The following is a 19,475-nucleotide window of genomic DNA, read 5'->3' as shown; positions in this document are numbered from 1 at the left end:
GTGGGACGCAACAGCGAGAATCGAATGAAAAAAGGCGCGAGAGAAACCGGCATCGATCATCTGGGCGCGATGCGCGCGTTCGTGCGCGTGGTCGAAACGGGGAGTTTTTCGGCGGTCGCGAAGGAGATGCATGTGTCGACGTCGACCGTCGCGCGCAAGGTGACGGCGATCGAGGAGGCGCTCGGGGTCGCGCTGCTGCACCGCTCGACGCACAGCGTGACGCTCACCGAAGCCGGTCATATCTATCTGGAGCGTGCGGTCACGCTGATCGCCGATCTCGACGACACGTTGCGTGTCGTCGCCGAGCTGAATGCGCAGCCGAGCGGCCCGCTGAAGCTCACCGCGCCGGTCGCGTTCGGCCGCCGCCATCTCGCGCCGCTGATCGCGCCGTTTCTGGCGCGCTATCCGACGATCCAGCTCGACGTGCGGCTCACCGACAACCACAACGATCTCGTGGCCGGCGGCTTCGACCTCGACATCCACGAAGGCGAGAACTACCTGGATAACCTGGTCGTTCACCGGCTGTCGCGCAACGACAGCATCCTGTGCGCGACGCCCGGCTACCTGGGCCGCTGCGGTCGCCCGGCGACGCCGGACGACCTGACGCGCCACAACTGCCTGCGCTACGTGCACCCGGAAGGCGATCCGCGCTGGGCTCTCGTGAACGGCGACACGCAGCACAGCGTGCTGCCGGCAGGCAATCTCGTCACCGACCATTCGGAGCTGCTGCTGGAAGCGACCTGCTCGGGGCTCGGCATCGCGGAATTCGAGATCTGGCTGGTGCGCGACCTGCTCGCGAGCGGCCAGCTCGAAGCCGTGCTGCCGCGCTACCGGCTGCAGAACCGGCTGACCGGCGAATTCATCTACATCGCGTATCTGGCGAACCGGCGCAGCTCGGCGAAGCTGCGCGTGCTGAAGGATTTTCTCGCGGAACACCTCGCGCAGATCGGCGAGCTGTCGGATCGGGAGCTGGCGAAGATTCGCGACACGCGCGCGTAGCGCGCGCCGATGCGAGGCCCGGATCGCGGGCCGGCGGTATCGGCGCGGCGGGCGCGCTCAGGCCGCCTGCAATTCGAACGGGAACGTGGCGTGCCCGAACTGGACGCCCTGCGTGTTGAGCATCGGCGGCCGATGGAAACCGGCCAGTTGCGCGCGCTGCTCGGCCGTGCCGATCCGCAGCCGCTCGAGGATTTCGCTGACGACCATGTAGAGCACGTCGAGATTGCCGTCCTCGATCTTCACCGAGATGCCGAGCGCACCGTCCGCGCCGAGTTGCCGCGAGCATTCCGACGCGCGCACGCCGATCCCGTAGCACGCATCCGCGCCGAGCTTGCCGACCACCTGTCCGCCGAACGCGTTCATCAGTACCGTGCAATAGCGCCCGTCGCCCGCGACCAGTTCCGGATAGGCGGTCATCGCGCGGTGAATGCGCGCCAGTGCACGCACGCGATCGGTGAGCGCGCCGCCAGCTTCCGCCGCGTCCGCGCCGTCGGCCAGCGACGCGTACAGGCGCGCCAGCCGGTCGAGCGAGAACGCCGGCGTCGGCAGGTTACAGCCGTCGATGCCCCATTCGACTTCGTCGTCGCGCAGGCCGCACGCGTCGGCCACCACCTGCTTCACGCGCACCTGCATCGGATGGTCGGGCAGATGGTAATCGGCGATCGCGGCGCCGATCGCCTGCGCGCCCGCCAGCATCCCGACATGCTTGCCCGAACAGTTGCTGCATACGCCGGTCGGCGTGTAGTCGCGCTTGATCCACGACCGGTACACCGCGTCGGACAACGGCGGATGGCCGCCGCAGCGCAAATCCGATTCGTGCGCGGCGACCTTCTCCAGCATCGCGCGCGTGCGTTCGATGTGACGATCCTCGCTGCTGTGCGACGCGCACATCAGCGCGATGTCCGCGTCGTCGAAGCCGAAGCGTTCCGGCGCGCCCGTCTCGATCACCGACAGCGCCTGGGCCGGCTTGGCCGCCGACCGCGCGAGCGTCATCCGGAACGGATCGCCGAACCGGGCCAGCAGCCGGCCGCGTGCATCGACTACCGCCACATGGGCGACGTGCGTGTTCTCGATCGCATTGCCGCGGTACGTGACGACCGCTGCGCGTGGGGTGTCCATCCTCTTCTGTCTCCTTGCTCGGGGGCCTGATGCCGGGGCCCGTCCAACCGGTACGGCAGTGTAGCGAGTCGTCGCCGCCGCGCGTCGGCCCTGGCATGGAAAGCGGTGTTGCACACAATGCAAAGCCGGTCGCCCCCACGAAAGCCTGACCGGTTCAGTACAAGAACCATTCAATCGTTTACATATTTGACACCAATCCGTAGAATTGCGGACGCAAACGCGAATCATACGCATTTACATTGACGTTTTCCGATGTGCCGGGCGTGCTCCGTCGGCATCGAGACAACGCACCCGATCACCGAACCTTCCGCTGCTTCCCGATATGCCTGCCCAGTTCAAGACGAGGCCTCGCACCCTCGTATCGGCACTGACCTGCTCCGTTTTCCTGACGCCGCTGCTCGCCTCCGCCGAAACCGCTCCCGCCTCCGTTTCCGCTGCCGACGTACCGGCGCCGCTGCCGACCATCGCCGTACAGTCGTCCGCGCTGTCGGACATGCAGGTGAAGCGCTCGCCCTCGTACAAGTTCACCGCGCCGCTGCTCGATACGCCGCGCTCGGTCACGGTGATCCCCGAGCAACTGATCAAGGAAAAGAACGTCACGTCGTTCGCGGACGCGCTGCGTTCGGTGCCGGGCATTACGTTCCTCGGCGGCGATGCGGCCGCGAACCCGTCGGCCGACCGTCCGGTGATCCGCGGCTTCGAATCGCGCAACTCGATCTTCGTCGACGGGATGCGCGACTCCGGCTTGCAGAACCGCGAGACGTTCGCGGTCGAGCAGATCAGCGTGATCAAGGGCCCCGATTCGGTCTACGCGGGCCGCGGCTCGGTGGGCGGCAGCATCGACATCGTCACGAAGACGCCGCAGAACGACGACTTCATCAACAGCAGCATCGGCTTCGGCACCGACGGCTACAAGCGTGCGACGGTCGACGCGAACCGCAAGATCAACGACACGACGGCCGTGCGCCTGAACGTGATGGGGCACGACGCGAACCAGGCCGGCCGCAACGACGTGTACAACAAGCGCTGGGGCGTCGCGCCGTCGATCGTGTTCGGGCTGAACACGCCGACCACGGTCACGGTCAGCTATTACCACATGAATTCGTACGACATGCCGGACTTCAGCGTGCCGTTTCGTGCATCGGGCGGCACGCCGGTGCCGACCGATCGCGGGCAGTTCTTCGGGCTGAACACGCGCGACTATCGCTACGGACAGACCGACACCGGCGAAATCCGCGTCGAGCACAAGATCAACGATGCGTGGAAACTGAGGAACACGACGATGTTCGGCCGCTCGACGCTCGATTATGTCGCGACGAACCCGCAGATCCTCGCATCGAACCCGGCCATGCTTGGGCTGCAGGCGAAGAGCGGCAAGTACGCGCTCAACGGCTTCTCGAACCAGACGGAAGTGACCGGCAGCGCGAGCCTGTTCGGGATGAAGCACACGATGACGGCCGGCGTCGAGTTCAGCCACGAGCAGGCGCGCTACGAGGGTTATCTCGTGTCGGATTCGGCCGGCAACAACATCCGCTCGAACAGCCCATGCGCGGTGGCCGGCAACTGCACGCCGCTCGCCGGCGGCTGGAACCCGAACAGGCCGTGGACCGGCAGCATCGTGCTGAACGGCGACAAGGGCTTCCCCGGCCCGACGACGAACACGCGCACCGACACCGTGTCCGCGTACCTCTTCGACACGGTGAAGCTGTCCGAGCGCTGGCAGCTCAACACGGGGCTGCGTTTCGACCGCTACGACACGACCGGCAAGCAGGCCGGCGTCGCCGACCTGTCGAACACGTCGAACCTGTTCAGCTACCAGTTCGGTCTCGTGTTCAAGCCGGTGACCAACGTGAGCCTGTACGCGTCGTACGGCACGTCGTCGAACCCGCCGGGCTCGAACGGCGGCCTCGGCGGCGGCACCGACCAGATCACCGCGACCAACCAGGACCTCGCGCCCGAGCGCGCGCGCAACATCGAGATCGGTGCGAAGTGGGACGTGCTGCAGGATCAGCTGTCGCTGACGTCGGCGCTGTTCCAGACCGAAAAAACCAATGCACGCGTCAGCGACGGCCTCGGCCACACGGTCAACGCGGGCAAGCAGCGCGTGCGCGGCGCCGAATTCGGCTTCGCGGGCAACCTGACGCCGAAGTGGCACGTGTTCGGTGGCTACTCGTACCTGAACGCGATCACGACCGACGCGGGGCCCGGCAGCCCGGGCGCATCGGGCCTGCCGATGGTGATGGTGCCGAAGCACAACTTCACGCTGTGGACGAGCTACGACGTGATGCCGAAGCTCACGCTCGGCGCGGGCGCGACGGTGATGAGCCAGACCTACGCGTCGGTGTCGGCGACGACGAAGAAGTGGACGCCCGGCTATGCGCGTTTCGACGCGGCCGCGACGTGGCGCGTGAACAAGACGATGGACGTTCAACTGAACGTGCAGAACCTGTTCGACAAGCAGTATTACGCGAGCGCGTACCCGATCTACGCGACGTGGGCGCCCGGCCGTTCGGCGATGGTCACGCTCAACTTCTATCAGTAACGCCGCCGGCGACGGGCGGGCGTGACGCGCGGCGCGAGGCGGCCCGAGCGGCCCGAGCGGCGCGTATAGCCGCGCGCCGAGGGCCTTGCCGCCGGCGTGGTGTCGCGCGCTACGCGTCCAGCGCGAGCAACGCGAACGTCGCGAGCCAGTGTTCGCCCATGTAGTCGCCGGCCACGTGCGCGAGTGCGCTCGCGAGATGCCGGTCGGCCGCGTCGAGCAGCTTCGCGCGCCGAGCATCGCCTGCCGGCAGCGCGCCGGCCAGCGACCGCTGACACCACGCGCGGCTCAGGTTCAGCCCGTCGAGGTGCGCGATCTTGCCGTCGCTGCGGTCGCTGACGGTCGCCGGCTCGAACAGCGTCGCGGGCTCGCCGAGCGCGAGATCGGGCAGGAAGCGCGCGAACCAGCCGTCGAATTCGGCGGCCGGCAGCACGCGCCGCATCAGTTCGGCCTCCATCAGCGCGGGCGACAGGAATTCGTCGCCCGACGGCTCCCACGCCTGGCATGCGACGTCGTTCAGGTGCCAGCGCTTCGCGGCATCGACGATCAGCGCGGCAAGCCCGTCGCGCTGCGTGTCGCGGGCGAAATCGAGCGCGAGCGCCAGCGCGAACGCGGTGTTGAAGTGCGTGCCGACACGCAGCGGATAGGTCGCTTTCGGCAGGAACGTCTCGAAGCGCGACACGAACAGGTCGGCCAGCGGCGCGATCGTCTTCGCCCAGCGCGCGGCCTGCGGCAGCACGCCCTTCAGCGCGAGCCGCTCGAGCTGCGCGGCGAGCGCGAGCAGCCACGCCCAGCCGTACGGCCGCTCGAAGCCGGCGTTGTGCGGCAGCGCGAGATACGCGCGCTCGCCGGCGACGTTCGCGTCGGTGAAATGCGCATCGACGATCGCGACGATGCGTTCGGCTTCCGGCAAGGCCGGGTAGCGTTCGAGCACGCGCAGCACGAGCCAGTAGCCGTGCACGCACGAGTGCCAGTCGTAGCTGCCGTAGAAGATCGGGTGCAATGCGCGCGGCCCCTGCACGTCGTGCGGACCTTCGAGCGCATGCGTGAGCTTGTTCGGATATTCGCGGGTCAGGTGTGCGAGCGCGAGCGACGCGAATTTCGACGCCAGTTCGGGGGTGAGTCGGTCGGTCATGAGGATCTCGTCCATCGAGTCAGAAGCGGAATACGAACGCGTACATCAGCAGCGTGTTCACGGCCAGCAGCAGCACGGCCGTCGGCCACTGCACCTTGATCACGCCGTTCTTGTCCTTCAGTTCGAGCAGCGCCGCGGGCACGATGTTGAAGTTCGCGGCCATCGGCGTCATCAGCGTACCGCAGAAGCCGCTCAGCATCCCGATCGCGCCCATGATCGCCGGGTTGCCGTGGAACTGGTGGACGATCAGCGGCAGGCCGATGCCGGCCGTCATCACCGGGAACGCGGCGAAGCCGTTGCCCATGATCATCGTGAACAGCGCCATGCCGACCGTGTAGGCCGCGACCACCGCGAACGGCGAATCGATCGGCACCCACTCCTTCACGAGCCCCGACACCACCCCGCCGACGCCCGCGACGGCGAACAACGCGCCGAGCGCCGCGAGCATTTGCGGCAGGATCGCGGCCCAGCCGACCGCATCCATCGTATGGCGCGCTTCCTTCAGCGCATGCACGGGCGAATCGCGCAGCATCGCGAGCGCGACGACGAACGCGACGATCGTGCCGAGCACGAGCGAGATCAGCGTCACGCTCTTCGGGTCGACGAACGGCACGAGTTTCAGCGCGAACGTGCCGATCAGCGTGACGACCGGAATCAGCAGCGCGGGCAGGAACAACCGGTTGCCGAAGCGTTGCGCGAGCGTCTCGCGTCGCACGGCCGCCGCTTCGCCGGCCTCGTCCGACCGGCCGCGGCCGAGCTTGCCCGAACCGGCGATCAGCGCGAGTGCGATCGCGAGGCAGCCCATGACGAAATGCGGCAGCAGCGCGCCGAACAGGAACGTGACCGCGTAGACGGCCCAGAACGCGAAATTGACGACGCGCCGCGGGTTCGTGCGGTCCGTCAGGTTGAAGTAGGCGAACGCGGCGAACATCAGCCCCGCGAGCGTGTACAGCGATTCGAGGCCGATCATCGCGCGCCCTCCTGCTTCACCAGGCCGAAGCCGCGCGCGAGCCGGCGGTCGAGCAGCGCGAGGCGCGTGCAGTGAATCAGCAGCGCGGCGATCGCGGTCGGGATCGCCCACACCGACAGGTGCAGCGGCTCGATGGAGATGCCGTTCTGTTCGAGAAAGCCCTTGATCAGCAGGATCGACTGGATCGCGATGAAGATGTCCTCGCCGAAGAACACGGCGACGTTGTCGGCGCCCGACGCATGCGCGCGGATCTGCTGGCGCACCGACTCGGGCAGCTCGCCGTGCCGGCTGACCGCGCCGGCCTCGGCCATCGGCGCGATCAACGGCCGCACCATTTGCGCGTGGCCGCCGAGCGACGTGAGGCCGAGTGCGGCCGTCGCCTGGCGCAGCACGAAGTACAGCATCAGCACGCGGCCCGTGGTGGCCGCATGCACGCGCGAGATCATCCGCTTCGCCTGCTCCTTGAGCCCGTTGCGCTCGAGCAGCGCGATCACCGGCAGCGTGAGCCAGATCAGCCCCATGTAGCGGTTCTCGGCGAACGCCTTGCCGAACGCGCCGACGATGTCGACGAGATTTAGCCCGCCCGCCAGCCCCGTCGCGAGCCCCGCGATCGTGACCACCAGCAGCGCATTGAAGCGCAGCGCGAAGCCGATCACGACGATCGGCACCCCAATCAGCACCAGCATTTCCCCTCCTTGTGTCTGGACGCGCGGCACGCCGGCAACGCGCTGTCGGCCCGGTTTGCATCGGGCTCGGTCGGCGAAAATCTAACACGAGACTTTATCGATAAAAAGTCGACGATTTGCCGGTTCGGGTAAACGTTGAAGCCGGCGGATACCGTGCCCGCGCCGTGTGTCGGCCGCATTTCGTCGGACGAATCGGGCCGGCCCGCGTGGCGCAGCTCCGCGCCGCCGACTACACTGAAAAGCATCCGCAACGTACGGGAGAGTCGCCATGATTGACGTATTCCAGACCATCGGCAGCCGCGCGTTCTCCGCTCATCTGGCGAAGGACGGGATGGTGACGCTGATGGAGCAACGCCATGAAGTCGACCGCGTGACGCTCGCGACCGCTTATGCCGCGCTCGTCGAGGAAGCCGAGCAGGAAGGCGACCTGCGCGACGCGACGGTCGAAGGGATGATGCGCGCACTGATCCAGGGCTACGCGCGCAGCCATTGACGGTGCGGCGCGTCCGCTGCCTTCTACGGCCCGACACGGCCTCTACGCGGCCGGCGCGCCCGTGCCCGCACCCGTACCGAAAACCCCCGGCCCTCGCGCGGTTGTCGGTAGCGGGCCTGCGTGAAGCGCCTCGGCAAGTTCGCCACCGCGCCGTGGCTGGCGCGATCGCGTTCCGTCATGAAGGCTTCGACCTCGTCGCGGCCGGCAAACATCGCGCTGAAATAACGCTCGCGCTCCGCATCGCGTTCGACCGGACGATCGCGATAAAACGACGCGTGCCCGCTTTCGCCGTCGATCCTCTACAGCAAACAGCCGACGCGCCCGATCACGACCGGTGCGAACGGGGCGCGGCGCACGACGAGCAGGGTTTCAGGCGCGCTCATCCGGTTCTCCCCTTTCTTTTTGTCGATGCCGGCACGGTAACATGCGGACTTTTGCGGCCTGTCCGGACAGGATCGACTGGCCCGCTTGCAGGCAATGCGGCACAGTCATAGAGGAAACGCACTGAAACGGCATCATGCGCACATTTTTCGATTGCCGCCGCCCGCGCTGCATGACAGCATTCGGGCGTCGTCAACCAAAAGAATGCCGCGCCGTCCGGCCGCCGATGCCGCCCGGCAGCGCCGAACAGGCAGCCCCCTCCATGAACCCGGCCCACCTCCAACACTACGAACCGACCGGAGAATTCCGCTTGTGAACATCGGCATCGTCAACGACCTCCCGCTTGCCGTCGAGGCGATGCGCCGCGCGATCGCGCGACGGCCCGAGCACCGCGTGCTGTGGGTCGCGACCGACGGCGCGCAGGCCGTCGAACTGTGCGCCGCGCAGCCGCCCGACATCGTGCTGATGGATCTGATCATGCCGAAGTTCGACGGGATCGAAGCGACGCGGCGGATCATGCGCTCCGAACGACCGTGCGCGATCCTGATCGTGACGAGCTGCATCGGCGCGAACGCGTGGCGCGTGTTCGAGGCGATGGGCGCCGGTGCGCTCGACGCGGTCGACACGCCGCAACTCGGCGCCGGCGCCGCCGGCGACACGACGAAACTGCTGCTCGCGAAGATCGACCAGATCGGCCGCCTGCTCGACGTGCCGGGCGGCACGCGCGTCGCCGGCGCGGCCGCGCGCGGCCGCGGCGGCCCGCTGGTCGCGATCGGCGCCTCGGCCGGTGGCCCCGGCGCGCTCGCGTCGATCCTCGGCAGCCTGCCGGCCGATTTCAATGCGCCGATCGTGATCGTGCAGCACGTCGATCGCGCGTTCGCCGAAGGCATGGCGCAATGGCTCGACGGTCAGACCCGGCTCGCCGTGCGCGTCGCGCGCGAAGGCGACCGCCCGCAGCCGGGCGTCGCGCTGCTCGCCGCGACCGACGATCATCTGCGCATCACGCGCGCCGGCACGCTCGAATACACGCGGGAACCAGCCGCCACGCCGTATCGACCGTCGGTCGACGTGTTCTTCAACAGCCTGACCGAGCACTGGTCCGGCCGCGTGATCGGCGTACTGCTCACGGGGATGGGACGCGACGGCGCGATCGGCCTGAAGGCGCTGCGGATGAAGGGCTACCATACGATCGCCCAGGACGAGGCGACGAGCGCGGTGTACGGAATGCCGAAGGCGGCCGCGACGCTCGGCGCGGCGCGTGCGATCCTGCCGCTCGGGCGCATCGCGGGCGAGCTGGCGGCGCTCGCGCGGATCTGAGCCCGACGATGACCGCGCGCAACGCCCATGCCTGCCCCTGCAACGACCGCAACGACCCGCATCGCCCATGACGATTGACCTGACTCGCCCGCCGGGCGGCCCGACCGCGTCGCCCGCCGACACGCCGGCGATGGTGTTGCTGGTCGACGACCAGACGATCGTCGCGGAGGCCGTGCGGCGCGCGCTCGTCGACGAGGAAGGCATCGACTTCCACTACTGCCCGCGCTCGGACGACGCGATGGCCACCGCGATCGAGACGCGCCCGACCGTGATCCTCCAGGATCTCGTGATGCCGGGCATCGACGGGCTGAGCCTCGTGCGGGCGTACCGCGCGAATCCGGCGACGCGCGACGTGCCGATCATCGTGCTGTCGACGCAGGAAGAACCGGTGATCAAGAGCGCCGCGTTCGCGTCCGGCGCGAACGACTATCTGGTCAAGCTGCCCGATCGCATCGAGCTCGTCGCGCGCATCCGCTACCACTCGCGCTCGTACATGAACCTGCTGCAACGCGACGAAGCCTACCGTGCGCTGCGACAGTCGCAACAGCAACTGCTCGAGGCCAATCTCGAACTGCGGCGCCTCACGCACTCCGACGGCCTGACCGGGCTGGCGAACCGGCGCTATCTCGACGAATACCTGGCCGCCGAGTGGCGGCGCGGCACGCGCGAGCGCAGCGAGCTGTCGCTGCTGATGATCGACGTCGACAACTTCAAGCTGTACAACGACACGTACGGGCACGTGTCGGGCGACAGCGTGCTCAAGCAGATCGCATCGACGATCGAGCGCTGTCTCGGGCAGTCGGGCGATCTTGCCGCGCGCTTCGGCGGCGAGGAATTCGCGGTCGTGATGCCGGCCACGTCGCCGGGCGCCGCGCGGCTGCTCGGCGAGAAGATCCGGCTCGCGGTCGAGGCGCTGCGACTGCGGCATGCGCATTCGTCAACGGGCAACCACACCGTGACGATCAGCATCGGCGGCGCGAGCATCGTGCCCGCGCCCGGCCTGCCGACGACACTCCTGATCGAGGCGGCCGACCGCGCGCTCTATCGCGCGAAGCACGAAGGCAAGAACCGGGTCGAGATCGATCCGCCGCCGGGCGCCGGCGGGTTCGGCGCGCGCTAGCGGGACACCAGGCGAGCGCGCGCTTATGCGGCGCCTAGCCGGCGCGCGTAGTCGCTCGCGTCCAGCGGGCGGCTGAACAGATAGCCTTGCTGCATGTCGCAGCCGATCTGCTGCAGGAACCACGACTGCGCCTGCGTCTCGACGCCCTCGGCCGTGACCTTCATCCCGAGCGAATGGGCCATCGCGACGACCGCCTGCGTGATCGCGACCGAGTCGTGATGATCGGGCACGCCCGACACGAACGAGCGGTCGACCTTCAGGTTGTGCAGCGGAAAGCGCTTCAGGTACGCGAGCGACGAATAGCCGGTGCCGAAATCGTCGACCGAGATCCGCACGTTCATGTCCGCGAGCGCTTCGAGCATCGGCAGCACGGTATCCGTGTCGTTCATCAGCACGCCTTCGGTGATCTCGAGTTCGAGCGCGGAGGGATCGAGCCGCGTTTGCGCGAGACAGCGGGCGACCGATTCGACGAGCCCTTCGTGAAACTGCCGCGGCGACAGGTTGACGGCCAGCATCAGGTCCGGCGCGATCGTGCGGCGCCACTCGGCCGCCTGCCGGCACGCGGTTTCGAGCACCCACTGGCCGATCGCGACGATGAGCCCCGTGTCTTCCGCGACCGGAATGAATTCCGCCGGCGACATCGGCCCGAGCTCGGGGCTCGTCCAGCGCAGCAGCGCCTCGGCGCCGACCGTGCGGCCGCTGCGCGCATCGACGACGGGCTGATAGGCGAGCCGCAGCATGTCCGACGCGAGCGCGCGCCGCAGCGACTGCTCGATCGCGAAGCGGCGCTGCAGCCGCAGGTTGAGCTGGGCGGTGAAGAACGTGAAGTGGTTGCGCCCACGCTGCTTCGCGTCGTACATCGCCGAATCGGCGTTGCGCATCAGCGTCACGGCGTCGTCGCCGTCGCGCGGCGCGACGCTGATCCCGATCGATACGCCGAGCCAGTATTCGTTGTTCGCGACCGCGAACGGCTTCGCGATCGCCTCGATGACCTCCCGCGCGAGCACCGCGAGACGCTCGGGATCGTCGCAGTCGTCGACGAGCATCACGAACTCGTCGCCGCCGACGCGGGTAAGCGCGTAGCGGCCGTCCGCGCAGGCCGCGAGCCGCGCCGCGACGCTGCGCAGCAGCGCGTCGCCCGCGTCGTGGCCGGCCGTGTCGTTGACTTTCTTGAAGCCGACCAGATCGATGAACAGGATCGCGACGCGCGCGGGGCCGGCCGCCGCATCGTGCTCGCCGAACAGCTCGCGCATGCGGTCGCCGAGCCAGCGGCGGTTGTAGAGGCCCGTCAGCGCGTCGCGGGTCGCGAGATACCGCAACTGCTGCTGCGCCTCGCGCACGGGGCCGATGTCGTTGAACGACACCAGCACCGAGTCGGCCTGCGTCTCGCCCGGCTTCACGATCGGCACCGCGTTGCCGCGCACCCAGATGACGTCGCCGTCCGCGAGGCCGAAGCCGACCGTGTAGCCGAGCTGCGGCGTGCCCGTCAGGAGCGCGATCCGGCTCGGCCAGTCGTCCGGCGCGAGCAGCGTGCCGTCTTCGTGCAGCTTGCGCAGGATCACCGTCGACAGCCGGCGGCCGACGGGGTCGCGCTTCACGCGCATCATCCGGTTCGCGCTCGGATTGCTCGCGACCACGACGCCGTCGCGCGACACGACGAGGATCCCTTCGTTCAGGCTGTTGACGACGAGCCGGTGATGTTCCTCGCTGCGCGCGAGCTGCCGCGCGATCCGGTCCTGGTGCACCGCGAGGCCGACGCTGTTGCCGATATCGCGCAACAGTGCGGTTTCCTCGTCGCTCGGGCAGCACGGCCAGTGGTGATAGATGGCGAACGCGCCGAGCACGACGCCGGCATCGTCGATGAACGGCACCGACCAGCACGCGCGCAAGCCCACCGGCAATGCAATGGCGCGGTAGTCGGCCCACAGCGGATCGGTTTCGATGTTCTCGACGGCGACCATGCGGCGCTCGTACATCGCGGTGCCGCACGAGCCGGCCGCGGGCCCGATCGCCGCGCCGTCGATCGCCGCGCTGTACTGTGCGGGCAGCGACGGCGCCGCGCCGACGCGCATGTGCACGCCGTCCGTATCGAGCAGCAGGATCGTGCACGACGCGCCGTCGCCGAGCAAAGCCTCGGCACGCCGGCAAACTTCGGACAACAGTTCCGGCAGCGGCGTGTTGCGTGTGATCAGCCTCAGTACGCTCTGCTCGGATGCGAGGACTTCCGCGGCGAGCCCGAGGCTGTAGCGAGAACTTTGCGGTTCGGTATTCAAGATGAATCCTGCCGTCTGTCCGATCGGGTCTGATGCGCCCGATTCGTTATCGATTTCGTGCCCCTGTCCCGCCCCGGGTTTACGCCGATGCCCGGTGCGCCCCGTTTGCGCGCCGTGCCAGGACGCGCCGAAATGTATTTAACACCAATCCGTGACGATCGGCATACCTGCTTCCATCAGGGGATACGCTCGGTCGCCGCGAGCCTCGCTAGCGGCGGCCGGTGCGACGCCAGGTTGCTGCGCTGCACGAAGGCGCGGGCGCCGCGCGTCAATCCTTCCGGAGGGGCTCGGCCGGGAAATCGATCGGCACGCGCACGCGCACGCGCGGCAGCAACCCGCGCCACGACGGGAATACCACGCCACGCATCGCGGCTTCCCGGGCCGCGTTTTCGTATCCGTGATTCAATGTCCGTCGAACCGACGTCGCGCCATCCGGCGGCACGGCGATGTGAACCCCGTCGAACGACCTTCACTGGATCACCATGACGAACCCTGCCGAAATCAAGGCGCTCGTTTTCGATGTCTTCGGAACGATCGTCGACTGGAGAAGCGGTGTCGCACGCGGCGCCGCCGCATTCCTGGAGCGCCACGCGCCGACGCTCGACCCGTTCGCGTTCGCCGATGCGTGGCGCGCCGAGTATTCGCCGTCGATGGAAGAAATCCGCAGCGGACGTCGCCGCTACGTGCGGCTCGACGTGCTGCATCGCGAGAACCTCGTGCGCACGCTCGACCGTTTCGGGATCGACGACGTGCCCGATGCCGACATCGACACGCTCAATCTCGCGTGGCATCGGCTCGATCCGTGGCCCGATTCCGTCGCCGGGCTGCAGCGGCTGAAGCAGCGCTACATCATCGCGCCGCTGTCGAACGGCAACATCCGGCTGATGGTCGACGTCGCGAAACACGGCGGGCTGCCGTGGGACGCGATTCTCGGCGCCGAGGTTGCCCGCGCGTACAAGCCGTCGCCGGCCGTCTATACCGAAGCGGTCGAGATTCTCGGCCTCGCGCCGGCCGAGCTGTGCCTGGTGGCCGCGCACAACGGCGATCTTGCCGCCGCGCGCCGGCTCGGGCTGTCGACCGCGTTCGTACTGCGGCCGACCGAGCACGGGCCCGGCCAGACGACCGACCTGCAAGCCGACGATGCGTGGGATTTCGACGTCAGGGACCTGAACGAACTCGCGGATCGGCTGGGTTGCCCGGATTGAATGCCCGGTCAGGTGCGCGATCGCGGAGCGCTGCCGGCCGCGAAGCAGCGCCGGCGGAGCGGCGCGTCGTGCACAAACGCAGACGGCTGGTAGACTCCGCAAACCCTGTCCCTTTGCGGCCACCTTCCCCATGTCATCCTCCCTGCGTCTCGTCGAAGGCAAACTGACCGCGTTGCGCTTTCTCGAGCGCCCCGACCAGGACAGTGCCGGGAGCCGTCAGGTACCGCCCGTCGACCGCGAAGCCCGAAAGAAATCGCTGGGTTACTGGTTCACGCACAGCGCCGTGCCGATCATGGCCGCACTCACCGGCAACGGTGCCGCAGCCAATGCGCTGGTGTTTCAGCAAACCGATGAAGACCTCGTCCTGGCCCGGTTGAATGCCGCAGCCGACAAGGTCGAGCATCCGGCGACGTGGTCGTACGCGAACATGCGCGAGACGAGGACCTTCGTGTCGGCGAACGCATACGTGACCGTGGGGAAGAACGGCAAGATCCTGTTCGCGAAGCTTCCGGTCGAAATCGAAACAGGCGGCAAAACGTACCGCGGGTTCCTTGGCGGCCAGTGCTTCGACGTTGGCGACGACGTGGTTGCGGTGGTCGATCGTCGCGGTCGCCTGCTCGCGCTGTCGTCCCCCGACCGGCACCGCATGGTCATGGATCACGCGTGCAGCGACACGGGGCTGGCCGGCCTGACGCGCGACCTCGGGCTGGCGTGGAAATGGTCGTTCATCGGCATGAACTGCTTTCTCGTACCGATCATGGCCCTGGTGCTATGGACCAGCGACGGCGGCTTTTCCGACCTGGGCCTCGATCTGGCCATGCTGCTGGGCGGACCGCTCACGGTGGGCATCCTGCTCGCGCTGGTCCTGGGCGTGCGGCTGTCGTGGTCCGACTGGCTGCCGGCGTGGCGCACGTCGAGCATCCTGAAGGCGCTGGGACGCGCGGATCTGTGCACGGTCGATTTCCTGGCTACGTGCACCGAGGCCGAACGCAACGGCCCGGCGCGCGACACAGATATCGGGCGAATCTACTACGCGCCCGCGGGCAAGGCCTAACGCGCCGACTCCATCGCGACCGCCTGCCCCTGCGCGGCTATCGCATCCAGTTCGATCATCACGCCGCCGTCGCGACATGCCCGTCCACCGCTATTCCGGCTCGCCGACGAATCGCAGCATCCCCGATTCCCCCGACAGCAACGCCCGATTCGCATCCGCCGCCGCACGCAGGTAGTCCCACAACGCGGTCACGCGCCGCAGCTTGCGCAGATCCTCGCGGCACGTCAGCCAGAAACACCGCGTGACGACCACGTCGTTCGGCAGCACCGGCACCAGCGCCGGCTGCGTGGCGGCCATGAAGCACGGCAGGATCGCAAGCCCGCCGCCCTGCAGCGCCGCGAACAACTGCGCGATCACGCTCGTCGTGCGCAGCCCGGCCGTCGCGCCGGGCACCGCGCGGTCCAGGTACAGCAGCTCGTGGCTGAACGCGAGATCGTCGACGTAGCTGATGAACGCGTGCCGCGCGAGATCGTCCGTGCACGCGATCGGCGCGTGGTTCGCCAGATAGTCGCGCGTCGCATAGAGCCGCAACTGGTAGTCGCACAGCTTCGTGACCACGTAAGGGCCGCGTTCGGGCCGCTCGAGCGTGATCGCGAGATCGGCCTCGCGCTTGGGCAGGTTGACGAAATGCGGCACCGGCAGCAGGTCGACCGTCACGTGCGGATGCGCGGCGCGGAACCGCGCGAGCTGCGGCGCGAGAAAAAAGCAGCCGAACCCTTCGGTCGACCCGATCCGCACGTGGCCCGACAGCGCCGCGCCCGTGTTCGCGACCTGGTCGCACGCGGATTGCACGGTCGTCTCCATCGCATCCGCATACGCGACGAGCCGCTGCCCTTCGGCCGTCAGCGTGAAGCCGCCGGAGCGCGACTTGTCGAACAGCAGCGTGCCCATCGCGGCCTCGAGCGCGCGGATGCGCCGCGCGACGGTCGTGTAGTCGACGCCGAGCCGCTTCGCGGCGCCGCTCGCGCGCTGCGTGCGCGCGACTTCGAGGAAAAAGCGCAGGTCGTCCCAGTTCAGGTTGCCGGAAACCGGCTCGGTGGCATGTCGCATCGGCGAGGGAAAAAAGGGCGGGCGTCTCCGGGCCGGCTATCGATATGCATAAATGCACATCCAACCGGTTTCTTTATCGGTACATCATGAATCTGCGCATAACTATACTCGACCGTGACCTGCGGACCACGAGCCGCGGCAACTACCACGGAGACACCATGCAGACCCGATCCACCCTCGATGAGCATGCGACAGTCGCGACGCCGGCCCCCGAGCGCACCGCGAAGCACTACCTGCTGGCCGGCTGGGCCAGCATGGCCGGCACGACGATCGAGTGGTACGACTTCTTCCTTTACGGCACGGCCGCGGCGCTCGTGTTCAACCGCATCTTCTTCCCGTCTCTGGACCCCGTCGTCGGCACGCTCGCAGCATTCGGCACGTTCGCGGTCGGCTTCATCGGGCGGCCGATGGGCGGCATCCTGTTCGGCCACTTCGGCGACCGCATCGGCCGCAAGTCGATGCTGATGATCACGCTGCTGCTGATGGGCGTGCCGAGCATGATCATCGGGCTGATCCCGTCGTACGACAGCATCGGCTACTGGGCCGCCGCGCTGCTGATCGCGATGCGCTTCCTGCAGGGCATGGCCGTCGGCGGCGAATGGGGCGGCGCGGTGCTGATGGCCGTCGAGCACGCGCCGAAGGGCCGCAAGGGGCTGTTCGGCAGCCTGCCGCAGACGGGTGTCGGGCTCGGCCTGATCCTGTCGTCGGTGGCGATGGCCGCGGTGGCCGCGCTGCCGGAAGCCGACATGCTGTCGTGGGGCTGGCGCGTGCCGTTCCTCGCGAGCATCGCGCTCGTCGGCCTCGGCTGGTTCATCCGCGCGAAGGTGCCGGAATCGCCCGACTTCGAGAAGATGCAGCGCCAGGGCAAGGCCGAGAAATCGCCGGTGATGGCCGCGCTGCGCCGCCATCCGCGCGAAGTGCTGACGATCGTCGGCGCGCGCGCCGCCGAGAACACCTGGTTCTACATGGTCGTCACGTTCGCGCTCGCTTACGCGACTCAGCAACTGCATCTGCCGAAGGCCGAGATGCTGCACGCGATCACGGCCGGCGCGGTGCTGTCGCTCGTCACGATGCCGTTGTGCGGGCATCTGAGCGACCGCATCGGCCAGCGTCGGATGTTCGCGATCGGCCTCGTGCTGATGTGCGCGTTCGCCGCGCCGTTCTTCATGATGCTCGGCACGCAGCAGACGTCGTACGCGTGGTGGGCGATCGTGCTCGGCCTCGGCGTCGTGTTCCCGATCCTCTATGCACCGGAATCGCTGCTGTTCGCGCAGCAGTTCCCCGCGGAAATCCGCTACAGCGGCATCTCGCTGTCGGTGCAGCTGGCCGGCGTGATCGGCGGTGGCTTCGCGCCGATGATCGCGACGTCGCTGCTCAAGGCCGGCGGCGGCCAGCCGCACTACGTGATCGCGTACCTCGTCGGCTTCGGCGTGTTCGCGCTCGTGTGTACCGCGTTGATGCGCCCGGCGCGCGCCTAGCACGCCGGCCGCCTTCATTCGATTTCAGTATTTCAGTTCGACCTGCCGTCCGCCGTGGCCGCACGCCCGGCGGACGCAGGCCACCCTTTTTCTTCGCACCACCGTTTCCCGGAGAGTTCCATGAACGCCGCAGTTCCCCAGACCACCCTCGCCCTGCCCACCGCCAAGCTGCTGATCGACGGCGCGTTCGTCGATTCGCAAAGCGCCGAATGGGGCGACATCGTCAACCCCGCGACGCAGGAAGTCATCGGCCGCGTGCCGTATGCGACGCTCGACGAGGTCGATGCCGCGATCGCATCCGCGCAGCGCGCGTTCCAGACCTGGAAGACGACGCCGATCGGCGCCCGGCTGCGCATCATGCTGAAGTTCCAGGATCTGGTGCGCCGCAATCTCGAACGGATCGCGCACACGCTGACGGCCGAACAAGGCAAGACGCTGCCCGATGCGCAGGGCGACATCTTCCGCGGTCTCGAAGTGGTCGAGCACGCGTGCTCGATCGGCACGCTGCAGCAAGGCGAATTCGCGGAGAACGTCGCGGGCGGCGTCGATACCTACACGCTGCGCCAGCCGATCGGCGTCTGCGCGGGCATCACGCCGTTCAATTTCCCCGGGATGATTCCGCTGTGGATGTTCCCGATGGCGATCGTGTGCGGCAACACGTTCGTGCTGAAGCCGTCGGAGCAGGATCCGCTGTCGACGATGCAGCTCGTCGAACTCGCGATCGAAGCCGGCGTGCCGCAAGGCGTGCTGAACGTCGTGCATGGTGGCAAGACGGTGGTCGACCGCCTGTGCACGCATCCGGACATCAAGGCGATCTCGTTCGTCGGCTCGACGCGCGTCGGCACGCATGTGTACAACCTCGGCAGCCAGCACGGCAAGCGCGTGCAGTCGATGATGGGCGCGAAGAATCACGCGGTCGTGCTGCCCGATGCGCACCGCGAGCAGTCGATCAACGCGCTCGTCGGCGCGGGCTTCGGCGCGGCCGGCCAGCGCTGCATGGCGACATCGGTCGTCGTGCTGGTCGGCAAGGCGCGCGACTGGCTGCCCGATCTCGTCGAGAAGGCGAAGGCGCTGAAGGTCAACGCGGGCGCCGAGGCCGGCACCGACGTCGGCCCGGTCGTGTCGAAGGCGGCGAAGGAACGCATCCTGTCGCTGATCGACGCCGGCGTGAAGGAAGGCGCGACGCTGCTGCTCGACGGCCGCGACGTGAAGGTGCCCGGCTACGAGCACGGCAACTTCGTCGGCCCGACGATCTTCTCGGGCGTGACGACCGACATGTCGATCTACACGGAAGAAATCTTCGGGCCGGTGGTGGTCGTACTCGAGGCCGACACGCTCGACGACGCGATCGCACTCGTCAACCGCAACCCGATGGGCAACGGCGTGGGCCTGTTCACGCAGAGCGGCGCGGCGGCGCGCAAGTTCCAGAGCGAGATCGACGTCGGGCAGGTCGGCATCAACATCCCGATTCCGGTGCCGGTGCCCTACTTCAGCTTCACCGGTTCGCGCGGCTCGAAGCTCGGCGATCTCGGCCCGTACGGCAAGCAGGTCGTGCAGTTCTACACGCAGACCAAGACGGTCACCGCGCGCTGGTTCGACGACGACGCGACGGCCGGCGGCGTGAACACGACGATCGCGCTGCGCTGATGCAAGGCA

The 19,475-nt window shown here is 67.9% G+C and carries 16 protein-coding genes; 10 read left to right on the top strand and 6 right to left on the bottom strand.

Annotated elements, in window-relative coordinates:
- Nucleotides 1-24: 24 nt before the first annotated feature.
- Nucleotides 25-999 (top strand): LysR family transcriptional regulator, encoded by a 975-nt coding sequence (locus C4B30_RS07710; RefSeq protein ID WP_105132268.1) that lies wholly within the window; start codon nt 25-27, stop codon nt 997-999.
- A gap of 57 nt (nt 1,000-1,056) precedes the next feature.
- Here the strand turns inward: C4B30_RS07710 and C4B30_RS07705 are convergent, their stop codons facing one another.
- Nucleotides 1,057-2,118: an asparaginase gene (locus tag C4B30_RS07705; RefSeq protein ID WP_105132267.1), complete on the bottom strand. Its 1,062-nt coding sequence runs from the start codon at nt 2,116-2,118 to the stop codon at nt 1,057-1,059.
- A gap of 322 nt (nt 2,119-2,440) precedes the next feature.
- On the opposite strand from C4B30_RS07705, the gene C4B30_RS07700 reads away from it, so the two are divergent.
- On the top strand, nt 2,441-4,660 hold the full coding sequence (locus tag C4B30_RS07700; RefSeq protein WP_105132266.1) for a TonB-dependent receptor: 2,220 nt from the start codon (nt 2,441-2,443) through the stop codon (nt 4,658-4,660).
- 109 nt (nt 4,661-4,769) lie between these two features.
- On the opposite strand, the gene C4B30_RS07695 is transcribed toward C4B30_RS07700, so the two are convergent.
- Genes C4B30_RS07695 through C4B30_RS07685 form a run of 3 tightly spaced genes read right to left on the bottom strand, consistent with a single transcriptional unit; the run spans nt 4,770 to nt 7,448 of the window.
- A complete protein-coding gene (locus C4B30_RS07695; protein ID WP_105132312.1) occupies nt 4,770-5,792 on the bottom strand; it encodes a DUF2891 domain-containing protein in 1,023 nt (340 codons plus the stop codon).
- Between the two features lie 19 nt (nt 5,793-5,811).
- A complete protein-coding gene (locus tag C4B30_RS07690) occupies nt 5,812-6,762 on the bottom strand; it encodes a DUF979 domain-containing protein (protein ID WP_105132265.1) in 951 nt (316 codons plus the stop codon).
- Entirely contained in the window at nt 6,759-7,448 is a 690-nt protein-coding gene (locus C4B30_RS07685; protein ID WP_105132264.1) for a DUF969 domain-containing protein, read from the bottom strand. The genes C4B30_RS07690 and C4B30_RS07685 overlap by 4 nt, the downstream gene beginning before the upstream one ends.
- 268 nt (nt 7,449-7,716) lie before the next feature.
- Between C4B30_RS07685 and C4B30_RS07680 the strand changes: the two genes are divergently transcribed.
- The 4 genes from C4B30_RS07680 (at nt 7,717) to C4B30_RS07665 (ending at nt 10,759) form a co-directional block, all read left to right on the top strand.
- Nucleotides 7,717-7,941: a hypothetical protein gene (locus tag C4B30_RS07680; protein WP_027782734.1), complete on the top strand. Its 225-nt coding sequence runs from the start codon at nt 7,717-7,719 to the stop codon at nt 7,939-7,941.
- Nucleotides 7,942-8,093: 152 nt separating this feature from the next.
- The gene (locus tag C4B30_RS35205) at nt 8,094-8,435 is read left to right on the top strand and encodes a hypothetical protein (protein WP_158683402.1); all 342 of its coding nucleotides are present in this window, start codon (nt 8,094-8,096) and stop codon (nt 8,433-8,435) included.
- A 199-nt stretch (nt 8,436-8,634) separates the two neighbouring features.
- Nucleotides 8,635-9,639 (top strand): chemotaxis response regulator protein-glutamate methylesterase, encoded by a 1,005-nt coding sequence (locus tag C4B30_RS07670; RefSeq protein ID WP_105132263.1) that lies wholly within the window; start codon nt 8,635-8,637, stop codon nt 9,637-9,639.
- 67 nt (nt 9,640-9,706) lie between these two features.
- Complete coding sequence (locus tag C4B30_RS07665) at nt 9,707-10,759, top strand: response regulator (RefSeq protein WP_027782732.1); 1,053 nt, start codon at nt 9,707-9,709, stop codon at nt 10,757-10,759.
- 23 nt (nt 10,760-10,782) lie between these two features.
- Here the strand turns inward: C4B30_RS07665 and C4B30_RS07660 are convergent, their stop codons facing one another.
- Nucleotides 10,783-13,032 (bottom strand): putative bifunctional diguanylate cyclase/phosphodiesterase, encoded by a 2,250-nt coding sequence (locus tag C4B30_RS07660; protein WP_105132262.1) that lies wholly within the window; start codon nt 13,030-13,032, stop codon nt 10,783-10,785.
- 482 nt (nt 13,033-13,514) lie between these two features.
- Here C4B30_RS07660 and C4B30_RS07655 point away from each other — a divergent pair, with 482 nt between their 5' ends.
- A complete protein-coding gene (locus tag C4B30_RS07655; RefSeq protein ID WP_105132261.1) occupies nt 13,515-14,237 on the top strand; it encodes a haloacid dehalogenase type II in 723 nt (240 codons plus the stop codon).
- Between the two features lie 172 nt (nt 14,238-14,409).
- Nucleotides 14,410-15,291: a hypothetical protein gene (locus tag C4B30_RS07650; RefSeq protein WP_234015414.1), complete on the top strand. Its 882-nt coding sequence runs from the start codon at nt 14,410-14,412 to the stop codon at nt 15,289-15,291.
- A 90-nt stretch (nt 15,292-15,381) separates the two neighbouring features.
- Here C4B30_RS07650 and C4B30_RS07645 read toward each other — a convergent pair whose 3' ends face one another.
- Nucleotides 15,382-16,341: a LysR family transcriptional regulator gene (locus tag C4B30_RS07645; protein ID WP_105132259.1), complete on the bottom strand. Its 960-nt coding sequence runs from the start codon at nt 16,339-16,341 to the stop codon at nt 15,382-15,384.
- 158 nt (nt 16,342-16,499) lie between these two features.
- On the opposite strand from C4B30_RS07645, the gene C4B30_RS07640 reads away from it, so the two are divergent.
- Together C4B30_RS07640 and C4B30_RS07635 are read left to right on the top strand one after the other, a co-directional pair.
- Nucleotides 16,500-17,819, top strand: coding sequence for an MFS transporter (locus tag C4B30_RS07640; RefSeq protein ID WP_105132258.1), 1,320 nt, complete (start codon nt 16,500-16,502; stop codon nt 17,817-17,819).
- Nucleotides 17,820-17,939: 120 nt separating this feature from the next.
- Nucleotides 17,940-19,466 (top strand): CoA-acylating methylmalonate-semialdehyde dehydrogenase, encoded by a 1,527-nt coding sequence (locus tag C4B30_RS07635; protein WP_105132257.1) that lies wholly within the window; start codon nt 17,940-17,942, stop codon nt 19,464-19,466.
- The last annotated feature ends 9 nt before the right edge of the window (nt 19,467-19,475 follow it).

This window comes from Burkholderia sp. BE12, from assembly GCF_002959955.1.
Classification (GTDB): Bacteria; Pseudomonadota; Gammaproteobacteria; order Burkholderiales; family Burkholderiaceae; genus Burkholderia.
This window is presented reverse-complemented; position numbering and strand designations above follow the sequence as displayed.

Excerpts from the sequence above, each read along its gene's own strand:
- C4B30_RS07710 (WP_105132268.1), top strand. The coding sequence starts at position 25 with ATGAAAAAAGGCGCGAGAGAAACCGGCATCGATCATCTGGGCGCGATG.
- C4B30_RS07705 (WP_105132267.1), bottom strand. The coding sequence starts at position 2,118 with ATGGACACCCCACGCGCAGCGGTCGTCACGTACCGCGGCAATGCGATC.
- C4B30_RS07700 (WP_105132266.1), top strand. The coding sequence starts at position 2,441 with ATGCCTGCCCAGTTCAAGACGAGGCCTCGCACCCTCGTATCGGCACTG.
- C4B30_RS07695 (WP_105132312.1), bottom strand. The coding sequence starts at position 5,792 with ATGACCGACCGACTCACCCCCGAACTGGCGTCGAAATTCGCGTCGCTC.
- C4B30_RS07690 (WP_105132265.1), bottom strand. The coding sequence starts at position 6,762 with ATGATCGGCCTCGAATCGCTGTACACGCTCGCGGGGCTGATGTTCGCC.
- C4B30_RS07685 (WP_105132264.1), bottom strand. The coding sequence starts at position 7,448 with ATGCTGGTGCTGATTGGGGTGCCGATCGTCGTGATCGGCTTCGCGCTG.
- C4B30_RS07680 (WP_027782734.1), top strand. The coding sequence starts at position 7,717 with ATGATTGACGTATTCCAGACCATCGGCAGCCGCGCGTTCTCCGCTCAT.
- C4B30_RS07665 (WP_027782732.1), top strand. The coding sequence starts at position 9,707 with ATGACGATTGACCTGACTCGCCCGCCGGGCGGCCCGACCGCGTCGCCC.
- C4B30_RS07655 (WP_105132261.1), top strand. The coding sequence starts at position 13,515 with ATGACGAACCCTGCCGAAATCAAGGCGCTCGTTTTCGATGTCTTCGGA.
- C4B30_RS07645 (WP_105132259.1), bottom strand. The coding sequence starts at position 16,341 with ATGCGACATGCCACCGAGCCGGTTTCCGGCAACCTGAACTGGGACGAC.
- C4B30_RS07640 (WP_105132258.1), top strand. The coding sequence starts at position 16,500 with ATGCAGACCCGATCCACCCTCGATGAGCATGCGACAGTCGCGACGCCG.
- C4B30_RS07635 (WP_105132257.1), top strand. The coding sequence starts at position 17,940 with ATGAACGCCGCAGTTCCCCAGACCACCCTCGCCCTGCCCACCGCCAAG.